The sequence below is a fragment of the Saccharopolyspora oryzae genome (assembly GCF_027853915.1).
GTDB lineage: Bacteria > Actinomycetota > Actinomycetes > Mycobacteriales > Pseudonocardiaceae > Saccharopolyspora > Saccharopolyspora oryzae.
Map to the genome: position 1 here is coordinate 156,709 of NZ_JAQGLA010000010.1, position 11,722 is coordinate 168,430.

Sequence of the window (11,722 nt, forward strand, 5' to 3'; positions counted from 1 at the left end):
ACGTTGGCGATTCGTCCTAGTCGAGGTAGATGTCGAGGTCCTTCCACAGCTGCTGGGTGCGGCGGATGGCGGCGCGGCTGCGTTCCGGTTGGGCCGCTTGCATCCCGGCGAGCAACCCGTAGACCACCGAGGTGGCCGCGGTGACGGACTGGAAGAAGGAAATGCCTTCCGACGGCACGATCAGCAGGTGGTCGGCCACGGTGGTGGCCAGCCGTCCTCGGCGCATGTCGGTGATCGCGATGATCGTCGCGCCTGCAGCGCGAGCCGCCTCGGTGGTGGCGATGAGCTGCTTCATGGACCGCCACATGTTGATGACCACCAGGACGTCGCCCGGTCCCAGGCCGTTGATGGCGGTGGCCAGGTGCACCCCGGCCCGGTTCTCCAGGGAGATCGGGTAGCCCATGGTGGAACCGAGGTGGGCCATGACGCTGGCCGGACCGGCGAAGGAGCCGACGCCGACCACGAGGATCGATCTGGCCGCGGCCAGCGCCGCGATGGCGGCCTCGGCGTCGGCGGCGGTGTTGGTGTCCAGCGCCTGGCGCAGGTTGTCGATGTCGTGCGTCAGGGCGTCGTGCAGCGGGCTCCGGTGCTCGCCGTGCTCGACGAGCGTGTCCTCGGAGGAGATCAGCACCAGGTAGCGGGCCCGCAGCTCGCGCTGCAGGTCCGGCCAGCCCCGGTAGCCCAGCGTCTGCGCGGCGCGGACCACGGTGGAGTTGTTGACGTCGGCCCGCTGTGCGATCTCGGCGATGTCCGCGTAGGACGCCAGTTGCGGATTGCGGGCGATCACGTCGACCACGCGCGACTGAGCCTTGGACAGCGGCACGTCGGGCAAGACGTCACCCAACCACTGGGCGTCGGTGAAGATCTCGTCGTTCTGTGCTGTGGACACGAGCCCTGCTCCCGGATGCGAGGCGGAGCGCTCTGCAAGCGCGATTGCAACAATGTACATCGCAATTCTGATTGCAGAAAGGCCCTCGATGCCTCCGATGCACTTCGCGATGCTCGGCGCCCACCCGAGAGCTCGACCGAGCGGGGACCGGACGCGGCAGGCCGTGCACGACCCCGAGATGCCGCATCGACTGGCCCGCCCATTGGCCGCGACACCGCCGTGAATTCCCAGAAGTCACATGACCGGCGCGACACCCTCAAACCGGACGAAACATGTTGACACGCAAAGGGATTCACACCTTCGCTCGCACCTGGATCATTCCCTCGATCCCGACGCATGGAACTGGCCAGGCAGGTTGCCGATGAGCTCCCCAGGCTTCGCTGATCACATCGCCTCCGTGTCTCGTCCGCCCGCCCATCATTCGCCGCGTGGACTTGTGCAAATCTCCTTGCGTGCCGTCGACCGGCGAAGGGTGGGTTCCCACACCCTTCGCCATTTGACCGATTTTGGGTTGCGAGCGGGAGAAAAGTTCCTGTTAACGCCTTGTCGGCACGAGACGGGCAGTCAGGCGTCGGGCGCTTCTCCACCCGTAAACGCTGAGCAACCTCATTGGCATCGCCATCATCTTGTGCAAATATCCTTGCGTCGCGCGGTCCCGTGCGACGAACTTCGACAGAGGAGGGCCCCGTTGCGCAAAGCTCTCATCCTCGGGTTCATCCCGTACGCGGCCATGGTGGTCGGCGTGCCGTTGTTCAACAGCGACCGCGTGGTGCTGGGGCTGCCACTGCTCGCACTGTGGCTGTCCGCGTGCGTGCTGGTGACCCCGCTGTTCCTGTGGCTGGCCGACCGAGCGCTGGGTGAAGGCGAGGGACACGAGTGAGCACCGCCGCCGTCATCGCCACGCTGATCGCTGGAAGCGGCATCGCGCTGGGCTTCGCCGCCCGCGGCCGCAAGAAGATGGACCTGGAGCAGTGGACGGTGGCCGGGCGCAGCATGGGGCCCCTGCTGCTCTGGGTCCTGATGGCCGGCGAAGCGTTCACCACCTTCACCTTCCTCGGCGCTCCGGGCCAGGCCTACGCCCAGGGCGGGCCGTCGCTGTTCATCCTGGCCTACGGCCCGATGGCCTACATCGTGTCGTTCTTCCTGCTGCCACCGCTGTGGCGCTACGCGAAGAAGCACGGCCTGCTCACCCAGGGCGACTACTTCGCACACCGCTTCCAAAGCCGCGGGCTGGGCGCGCTGGTCGCGGTCATCGGCGTGGTGTTCGTGGTGCCCTACACCGTGATCCAGCTGGTCGGGCTCGGCGACATCGTCACCACGGTCACCGGCATCCCGCGCGCGGTGAGCCTGCTGGTCGCCTTCGTGTTCGTCGCGGTCTTCGTATTCGTCGCCGGTATCCGCTCCACCGCCTGGACCAGCGCGCTCAAAGACGTGCTCATCATCGCCGCGGTGATCGTGGTCGGCGTGGTGATTCCGCTGCAGTACTTCGGTTCGTTCTCCGGACTGCTGGACGCGGTCAACGCCGCGCACCCGGGCCACATGGCGTTGCCAGGTGCCACCTCGAGCATGGACGTCAGCTGGTTCATCTCCACCGTGATCATGTCCAGCCTCGGCTTCTACATGTACCCGCAACTCTTCCAGGCGACGTTCACCGCCAACAGCGAGCGCAGCATCCGGCGCAACGCCACGTTCCTGCCGTTCTACCAGCTGGCGCTGCTGCTGGTGTTCTTCGCCGGGCTGACCGCGCTGATGGTCGTGCCCGGCTTGAAAGGCGCGGAGAGCAACCTGGCGCTGATGAAGCTGGTGCTGGTGTCCAGCCCGGACTGGCTGGTCGGATTCATCGCCGGTGCTGGGGCGCTCGCCGCGATGGTGCCGGCCAGCGCCTTGGTGCTCGGCTCGGCGACCCTGTTGTCGCGCAACGTCTACCAGGGCCTGCTGCGCCCGAACGCCGACCCGCGCACCGTGCTGCGGGTCTCGCGCGCACTGGTGCTGCTGGTGATGCTGATCGCGCTCGGCTTCGCGCTGACCTCGACCGCAGCGTTGAGCAGCCTGCTGCTGACCGCGTACGCAGGCGTCAGCCAGTTCTTCCCGGCGGTCCTGCTGTCGCTGATCTGGCCTCGGGTGTCCAAGGCGGGCGTGGTCGCAGGCATCCTGGTCGGCGAAGGGTTCGCCTTCGGCCTGATCAGCGCCGGCCACAGCGTCCTGTTCGGACTGAACACCGGGTTGGTCGCGATGGTGCTCAACTTGGCGGTGACCGCGGGCGTCAGCCTGCTGACCCCGGCGCCACGTCGAGCCGCCGAACAGGTTCCGGCCTAGGAGGAACAGATGCGAGCGAAGTTCACCGCCGCCGCGGTGCAGGAGGAGATCGGCTACCTGGACCCCACCGGCAACGCCGAGCGGTTCGCCAAGCGGGTGCAGGAGGAAGCCGCGGCGGGCGCGGAGCTGATCGTGCTGCCGGAGCTGGCCAACATCGGTTACCCGGTCAGCGCCGAATCCGACGACCTGGCCGACTACTACCACGCTGCCGAACACTTCGGCGGCGAGTTCACCCAGGCCATCCGGGACGCCGCGGTGTCCACCGGGACCCACGTCGTGGTCGGGTTCGCAGAGCGGCACGCGACGCTGACCGGCGTGATCGCCAATACCGCGGCGCTGATCCGGCCCGACGCCAGCACCGAATTCCACCGCAAGATCCACCTGCCCAGGCTGGAGAAGAGCTACTTCGAACCCGGTGGTGAACTCACCCCGTTCGACACCGAGCTCGGCCGGATCGGGGTGCTGGTGTGCGCGGACAACTCGTTCCCCGAGGCGGCCCGGGTGCTGGCGCTGCGCGGTGCCGAAGTGATCGCGGTCAGCTACCAGGCGCCGACGCTGCCGAACCCGACGCTCTACCACGGGCTCACCGCGACGCGTGCGTACGAGAACCAGTGCTACGCCGTCGCGGCGAATCGGTGTGGTGCGCAAGGAGAGCTGCCGTTCTGCGGGACCAGCGCGATCGGCGCCCCGGACGGCACACTGCCCGCCGCGCTGGACGACCAGCCGGGCACCGCCCGTGCCGAGCTGGACGCCGACCTGCTGGTGCGCACCAGGCTCTTCCAGACCCGCTACCGGGACCGCCGACCAGACCTGTACGAACCGATCGCGCAGGCGTGAGCGGTTGAACCGGCGATACTGGATCGCCGGCACGGGAGAACGGAGATCGACCGTGGTCGCCCATTCGGCAACGCTCGCCGTCAACTAGCGACTGCAGGCCGAACGAGCCGCGGGAAAGCGGATCGCGCACCCGGGCTTCGGCGAGGCCGGACTCCCGGTCCCACCGGAGCTCGCGGAGGTGCTGGCCGCCGCCGGCCCGCTCAACGCCTACGGGCCGGTGGCCGGGGCACCGGAGGTCCGCCGCGCCACCGCTGGCTAGTCCTACTGGAGAGCTGAAACGGCGTGGCGGATCGTGGACAGGACTTCACTGCGGCGCGGCACCAGGTAGAAGTGATCGCCGGGGAGGACCACGAGGTCGCACCGGTTCCGGGTGAGCTGTCGCCAGTCCTGCACCTCCGCCACGGTGGTCTCGGTGTCGTCTGCGGCGCAGAATGCCGTGATCGGGCATTCGAGCGGAGGCTGCGGGCTCGCCGGCCGGTAGGTCTCGTTCACCCGGTAGTCCGCGCGGACCGCGGGGAGGAGAAGGCTGCGGACGTCTGGTTGTGCCAGCACATCCGCGCGGTCGGGCATGAGCCTGGCGAGCTCGCCGCAGAGGTCCTCATCCGAACGCCGGTGGAAGTCGTCGGCCCGGTGGTGTTGCGGGGGTTCTTTCGCCGAGACGAAGAGGTGACTCGGTTCCCGCCCCAGTTCTCGGCGCAGGGCTTGCGCTGCTTCGTAGGCGACGATCGCCCCGAGGCTGTGTCCGAACAGGACGAACGGGCGGTCGTCGAGCCGGCTGCGGACACCGGTGACCACGTCCTGAACGAGGTCGGGCATCGCCGTGCAGGCCGGTACGTTCCAGCGGTCTTCTCGCCCCGGGTACTGGACTGCGCACATCTCGACGTCTGACGGCAGCAGCGACGACCACGACCGGAAGAAGCTCGCCGCCCCACCCGCGTGCGGCAGGCAGAACAACCGCACTCGCGCCGCAGGTACCGGGTCGTAGCAACGCAACGCGGACTCCGACGGGTCCAGCACAGGTCCTCCACTCAGCCTCGGGGTTCATCAACTTGACGTCACCGGCGATCACCCTTCGTGTTTCCCCTTGACACGATCGTGACCGCTCCGGCGTAATTGAAAACGATTGTCGTTTCACTTGTCCAGTGCGCTGACGCACTGTGATCAAAGTTTGGCCGCCCCTGCTCTCCCAAGGAGGACCATGAGCGCGACCCCGGCTGGATCGTCGGTCGACCTCGATGCCGTTGCCGCAGCCCTCGCCGAGGTGATGGACGTGCCCACCAGCACCCTCGAGACCGACACGCCTCTGGTCGAGCTTGGCCTGGAGTCCTTCACCGCGGTCCGGCTGCGCCGCCGCCTTCGCGAAGAGTTCGACCTCGACCTTCCGCTCACGGCTTTCCTCGGCGCCGCAACGGTTCGCTCGATCGCCGACGGCGTGGTGGAACCAGGTGAAGCCTCGTTCCCGCTCACCCCGATCCAGTCGGCCTACTGGGTCGGCCGGGACCCGGCGTTCCCGCTCGGCGGAGTCGCGACCTTCTTCTACCGGGAGTACGACCGGACGCCGACCGACGCCCCGGAAGCAGATCTGGATCGCTTGGGATCGGCGTGGAACGCCCTGGTCCAGCGGCATCCGATGCTGCGCATGGTCGTCGGTGCGGATGCCCGGCAGCGCGTGCTGGACACCGTGCCCCGCTACGAGATCCCGGTCACCGACCTGCGGGGCGTCGACGCGGCGACCGCCGAACGCACCGCCGCCGAACTTCGCGAGGTGTGGTCCCACCAGGTGCGCCCGGCCGACCGGTGGCCGTTGTTCGACATCCGGGCCGTCCTGCTGCCCGACGGTCGAACCCGGCTGTGCTTGGGGATCGACGTGCTAGCGCTGGACCTGGCCGGGTGGATGCAGCTGCTGGCCGAGTGGGGCGTGCTGGTCGCCGATCCGTCGGCAGAACTGCCCGCGCCGCGCACGACTTTCGTCGATGTCATCCGCAATCGGGCATCCGATCCCGAAGAGCAGCAGCGCCGGGAGAACGATCGCGCTTACTGGGCGGAACGCGCGCCATCGCTACCGCCTGGACCGGCCTTGCCGGTGCTGTGCGACATCGACCAGGTGCGCAACCACCGGTTCAGCAGGGTCTCGGCGACGTTGACACCGCCGGAGTGGGCGGCGCTGCGCACCAGTGCTGCCGATCACGGGCTCAGCCCTACCGGGGTGCTGCTCGCGGCGTTCGGGCTCACGCTGGCCCGCTGGGGCGCGACCGAGCCGTTCTGCCTGAACACCACGCTGTTCGACCGGCCTGACGATCCCGAGCTCGAATCGCTGGTCGGCGACTTCACCTCGACCGTGCTCGTCGCGATGCCCGAGCTGGATCCGGCGCGGTGGACGGGATTCGCCGACTACGCGACGCGGGCCAACCGCCAGTTCTGGACCGACCTGGACCACCGGACGGTGTCCGGGATGGAGGCCCAGCACGCTGCCGGGACGACCACGTCGACGCCGCAGTACCCGGTGGTCTTCACCAGCGGGCTGGGGCTGTCCGATGGCGACGACGATCCGGCCGGCTGGCTGGGGCGAGAGGTGTACGGCATCTCGCAAACGCCGCAGGTGCTGCTGGACCACATCGTCTACGCCGAAGGCGGCGCGTTGAAGCTGTGCTGGGACTCGGTCGACGGCGTCTTCCCCGACGGCTTCGTCAGCGGCATGCTCGACGCCCACACCCGGTTGCTGCGCCGGCTCGCCCAGGACCCTGGTGCCTGGACTGACATCGCCCTCGGCTGGGACCCGTCGTTCCTGCCGGCCGAGCAGCTGGAGTGCGCGCCGTTCGGCCCGGTCGGCTCGCTGCTCGACGATCCGCTGCGGGCAGCCGCCGACCGATGTCCGGATGCGCCGGCGCTCCTGGATTCCGGGAATTCGCTCAGCCACAAGGAACTCTCGGCCCACGCCGCCCAGACGGCGGCCGTGCTCGCCGCGGCCGGAGTCGGCACGGGCGATCTCGTCGCGGTTGCCGTCGAGAAGAGCACCGCGCAGATCGCCGCGATCCTCGGGGTGTGTGCCAGCGGTGCGGGCTATGTTCCGGTGGAACCGTCGTGGCCGGCGAATCGCATCGCTTCGGTCTGCGCCCAGGCGGGCATCCGGCATGCCGTGGTCGGCCCCGAAGTCCAAGCGGAATGGCCGGCGGACGTCACCGTGCACCGCTTGCAGGCCAGCGGCGCCCTTCCAGGCGAGGTGGCGGAAGCCGCGGTGCTGCGGCCAGAACCGGAAGATCTGGCGTACGTCATCTTCACCTCCGGGTCGACCGGGCGCCCCAAGGGTGTTGCGATCGAGCACCGCGCCGCGCGCACCACGATCGACGACCTCGTCGACCGCTTCCCGATCAGCGCTGAGGACCGGATGCTGGCGCTGTCGGCGTTCAGCTTCGACCTGTCCGTGCACGACATCTTCGCCGTGCTCGGCGTCGGCGGAGCCCTGGTGGTCCCCGACGCCGAGCGGCAGCGCGACCCGGGCCACTGGCTGGAGCTGATGCGCCAGCACGAGGTGACGTTGTGGAACACCGCTCCGGCGTTGATGGAAATGCTGGTGGAATACGCCGAAGTCGACCCCGAGCTGGCCCGCGAGGCGTTCGCACCGCTGCGGTTGGTGTTCCTGTCCGCGGACTGGATTCCGGTCACGCTGCCAGATCGGGTGCGCGCGCTCGCCCCGAACGCCCAGATCGTCAGCCTCGGCGGGGCGACGGAAGCATCGATCTGGTCGATCTGCCACCCCATCGGCGACGTGGACCCCGGATGGCGCAGCATCCCCTACGGCCGCGCGCTGCGGGGACAGGTGTTCCACATCCTCGACGAGCACGGCCGCCCCCAGCCGGTCGGCGAGCCCGGCGAACTGCACATCGGCGGCGGTGGGCTGGCGCGCGGCTACGTCGGCGATCCGCAGCAGACCGCGGACCGGTTCATCACCCACCCGCAGCTGGGGCTGCGGCTCTACCGCACCGGGGACATGGGGCGCTGGCGCCACGACGGGACGATCGAGTTCCTCGGGCGGCTGGACCGGCAGGTCAAGATCCGCGGGCATCGCATCGAGCTGGGCGAGGTCGAATCCGTGCTGGACCGGCTGCCCGGGATCCGCAAGTCGGTGGCGTTGTCGGTGCCGGGCCCGGATGACCGGCCCCGTCTGGTGGCCTACGTCGTTCGGCACGCCGCGGCCGAGATGACCGACGAGGAGCTGCGGCGCCGACTGCGCGAGAACGTCCCCGAGTACATGGTGCCGACCCGCTTCGTCACGATGGAGGAATTCCCGGTCACCGCCAACGGGAAGATCGATTACAAGGCGCTGGCGAATCCCTACCAGCGGGCCGCTGTGCGCGATCCCGCTCCCGAGGTAACCGCCGCGGCCGTTCCACAGCCCGATCTCGCCACCAGCCAGCCCGTCCTGTCCGGTTTCTACGCGGCGCTCCACGACGCCACCACCCGTGGTCTTGACATCGCGATCAGCTTCTCCCCCGGCACGCTGTCCCCGGTGGAGGCACTGTCGGCCGCTGGCGAGTTCGGCAGGCACCTGCTGTCGGCTGCCGAGTCCGCCGGCCTGAGCGCCACCGAGCGCTTGGGCGACGGGACGCTGATCGAGCTCACCTTCAGCCGCGCCGCAGGCGACTCCGTACCCGCAGTGGCGACACCGCTGCCAGCCGCTGCGTCTACCGCTGCACGTGCTGAAACGCCAACAGCCCCGCCACCGAGTACGCAGTCGAGGCAGACCGCGGACGCAGAAGCCGCCATCCAGAAGGTGTTCCAAGAACTCCTGAAGTCCGAAGTAGACATTTCGACGCAGTTCTTCCAGCTGGGTGCCACGTCGCTCACCCTGGTCCAGGCCCAGCGCAGGCTCAGCGCCGAGCTCGACCCCGACCTCACCGTGGTCGACTTCCTGGCCAACCCCACGATCCGCGACCTGGCCGCCGTGATCGCGCAACGCGCGGAACCGGCCCCCGCGCGGCCCGCACCGCCGACGTCGAGCCGCCGAGCGGCCCGCGCCCATGCCGCAGAGGCCGCCCGATGATCGCCGTCACCGGACTCGCCTGCCGCTTCCCCGGAGCTCCGGATGCCGCCGCGTTCTGGGACATGCTCGTGGCCGGCCGCGAGGGGCTCACCCGGTTCAGCGAAGCCGAGCTCGCGGCGCGCGGCGTTCCACCGCGACTGCGCAACCGCCCGGACTACGTCCCCGTCGGCGGGCTGATCGACGGCCAGGACCTGTTCGACCCCGAACCGTTCGGCCTCACCGACGCCGAAGCCGCTCTGCTCGATCCCCAGCAGCGGCTCTTCCTGGAGGTGGCCTGGCATGCGTTGGAGCAGGCCGGGCACGGATGCGGGCTGGGGGCCGGTTCGGTCGGGGTCTTCGCCGGGGCCGCGCACAGCTCCTACCTGGCCAGCAACCTCGCCGACCGGTGGAGCCCGACCGGCGGCGGTGCGGATCCGGTGGGCAGCCTGCAGACCGCGATGGCCACGCACGCCGACTACCTGCCGCTGCAGGTGGCCTACCGGTTGAACCTGACCGGCCCGGCCATCGCGGTGAACACGACGTGCTCGACGTCGCTGGTCGCGGTGCACACCGCCGCCCAGTCGCTGCTCAACGAGGAGTGCGACACCGCCATCGCCGGTGGTGTTTCGCTGATCGTCCCGCAAGGCCACGGATACCTGCACGTCGCAGAGGGGATCTACTCCGCCGACGGCAGGGTGCGCCCGTTCTCCGCCGACGGCAGCGGCATCGTCTACTCGCAAGGGGGCGGGGCCGTCGTGCTGCGGCGGCTCGACGACGCGCTGGCCGACGGTGATCCGGTGCTGGCGGTCCTGCACGGCTCGGCGGTCAACAACGACGGTGCCGACAAGGCCGGGTTCACCGCTCCGTCGCTACGCGGGCAGGCGCGGGTGATCGCCGAGGCTCAGGCGATCGCGGGTGTCGATCCGCGGCAGATCGGCTACGTCGAGGCGCACGGAACCGCGACGCGGCTGGGGGATCCGGTCGAAACCGCCGCGCTCCGGCGGATCTTCAGCGACGCGGGCCCGGCCTGGTGCGGGCTGGGGTCGGTCAAGAGCAACATCGGGCACGCCAACACCGCTGCGGGCATCGCCTCGTTCATCAAGACGACGTTGGCCGTCCAGAACGGGATCCTGCCCGCGTCGCTGCACGCCGAACCGGTCAACGACCTGCTGCAATTGGACGGTTCGCCGTTCGAGGTCGTCACCGAGACCACGCAGTGGCGGGGTCCGGAGCTGGCCGGGGTCAGCGCGTTCGGCATCGGCGGTACGAACTGCCACGTCGTGCTCGGCCCGGCACCCAGCCGGCCAGCTGTGCAACCGGACTCGCGGCCGCAGATCCTGACGGTGTCCGCGCACAACCGCGCAGCAGCCGAGCAGACCGCGGCGGCCATCGCCGACGCCGAATCCTTGGACGCCGCCGACCTCGCGCACACCCTGCAGCACGGTCGCCCCGCGCTGTCCCATCGCGTGGCCGCAGCCGTGCGCAACGGGAACGTCTCGGAGGCGTTGCGCACGGCCACCGCGGTGGAGGCGCTATCCGCCCAACCACGTGTGGTGTTCGCCTTCCCCGGCGCCGGAAGCCAGTACCCGGCCATGGGTTCGCGGCTCTACGCCGACGAACCGGTGTTCCGGGACTGCGTCGACGAATGCGCTGACCTGCTGCTCCCCCTGCTGGGAACCGACATCCGGGAAGCCGTGCTCGGGGACGCGGCGCAGGAACGCGTGCGCGACGCCGCTTACGGCCTGCCTGCGCTGTTCGCGGTCTCTCTGGCGACTGCGCGTCTGCTGGACTCCTGGGGTGTGCGCCCGGACGTGGTGCTCGGGCACAGCCTCGGCGAGTACACCGCCGCCGTGGTCTCCGGTGCGCTCGCACTACCGGACGCCGCTCGTCTGGTCGCCGTCCGGTGCACCGGGGCATCCCGGGCCGCCGGCGGCGGGAGCATGCTTGCGATCCAGCTCCCGGAAGCCGAAGTGGCCGGGCTTCTCGCGAACCACCCCGAGGTCGACCTGGCCGCGGTCAACGCACCCGACTCCTGCGTGGTGTCCGGGCCGCGACCGGCGATCGAAGCGCTCGCCGCGGGCATCGGCGAGCACGAGCGGTCTTCACTGCTGCGGGTCGATGCCGCGTTGCACTCGCGCCTGGTGGAGCCCGCCATTCCGGCGCTGCGGGCCGCCGCGGACGGGTTGCGGCCGCGCCCGCTTGCGGTGCCGATGGTCACGACCGTCACCGGCAACTATGCGGATGCGGAGTTGAGCACGGCCGAGCACTGGGTTCGCCAGTTGCGCGACACCGTGCGGTTCTCCGATGCGCTGCGCACGGCGGTCGATCACGACGCTCCGGCGATCGTGGTGCAGGTCGGGCCCGGCAGTGCACTCGCCGGGCTGGCACGGCGCAACGGGCTGAACGCGGTGCGGACCGCGTTGACGGCCTTCACCTCTGACGACGCCGACGAAGCTGTGTCCGTCCGCGATGTCGTCGGCCAGCTGTGGGCGCACGGGCTCGACGTCGACGTCGCCACTCGTCACGCCGAGCCGCGCCGCCGAATCGCCGCGCCCGGTTACGCCTTCCAGCGCCGGCGCTTCTGGATCGACCCGCCCGCGCCCCGGCAGATCAGCGCCGACGACGAACCCGCTGCCACCGAACCGCTGCAGGTCCCGCGC

Annotated in this window: 7 protein-coding genes; 5 read left to right on the plus strand and 2 right to left on the minus strand. The window is 69.8% G+C overall.

Annotation, left to right across the window (positions count from 1 at the left end; all coding sequences use genetic code 11):
• Positions 1-16 precede the first annotated feature (16 nt).
• Positions 17-889 (minus strand): MurR/RpiR family transcriptional regulator, encoded by an 873-nt coding sequence (locus OU415_RS09830; RefSeq protein ID WP_270948307.1) that lies wholly within the window; start codon positions 887-889, stop codon positions 17-19.
• Between the two features lie 688 nt (positions 890-1,577).
• Here OU415_RS09830 and OU415_RS09835 point away from each other — a divergent pair.
• Genes OU415_RS09835 through OU415_RS09845 form a run of 3 tightly spaced genes read left to right on the plus strand, consistent with a single transcriptional unit; the run spans position 1,578 to position 4,042 of the window.
• Positions 1,578-1,769, plus strand: coding sequence for a hypothetical protein (locus OU415_RS09835; RefSeq protein WP_270948308.1), 192 nt, complete (start codon positions 1,578-1,580; stop codon positions 1,767-1,769).
• On the plus strand, positions 1,766-3,205 hold the full coding sequence (locus OU415_RS09840) for a sodium:solute symporter family protein (protein ID WP_270948309.1): 1,440 nt from the start codon (positions 1,766-1,768) through the stop codon (positions 3,203-3,205). Before OU415_RS09835 ends, OU415_RS09840 begins: the two co-directional genes overlap by 4 nt.
• A 9-nt stretch (positions 3,206-3,214) precedes the next feature.
• The gene (locus OU415_RS09845; RefSeq protein ID WP_270948310.1) at positions 3,215-4,042 is read left to right on the plus strand and encodes a carbon-nitrogen hydrolase family protein; all 828 of its coding nucleotides are present in this window, start codon (positions 3,215-3,217) and stop codon (positions 4,040-4,042) included.
• Positions 4,043-4,303: 261 nt separating this feature from the next.
• Here OU415_RS09845 and OU415_RS09850 read toward each other — a convergent pair whose 3' ends face one another.
• A complete protein-coding gene (locus OU415_RS09850; protein ID WP_270948311.1) occupies positions 4,304-5,059 on the minus strand; it encodes a thioesterase II family protein in 756 nt (251 codons plus the stop codon).
• A gap of 181 nt (positions 5,060-5,240) precedes the next feature.
• Between OU415_RS09850 and OU415_RS09855 the strand changes: the two genes are divergently transcribed.
• A complete protein-coding gene (locus OU415_RS09855; RefSeq protein WP_270948312.1) occupies positions 5,241-9,083 on the plus strand; it encodes a non-ribosomal peptide synthetase in 3,843 nt (1,280 codons plus the stop codon).
• Positions 9,080-11,722, plus strand: a 2,643-nt coding sequence (locus tag OU415_RS09860) for a type I polyketide synthase (protein WP_270948313.1), incomplete at its 3' end; no start/stop codon positions are given. The genes OU415_RS09855 and OU415_RS09860, both read left to right, overlap by 4 nt.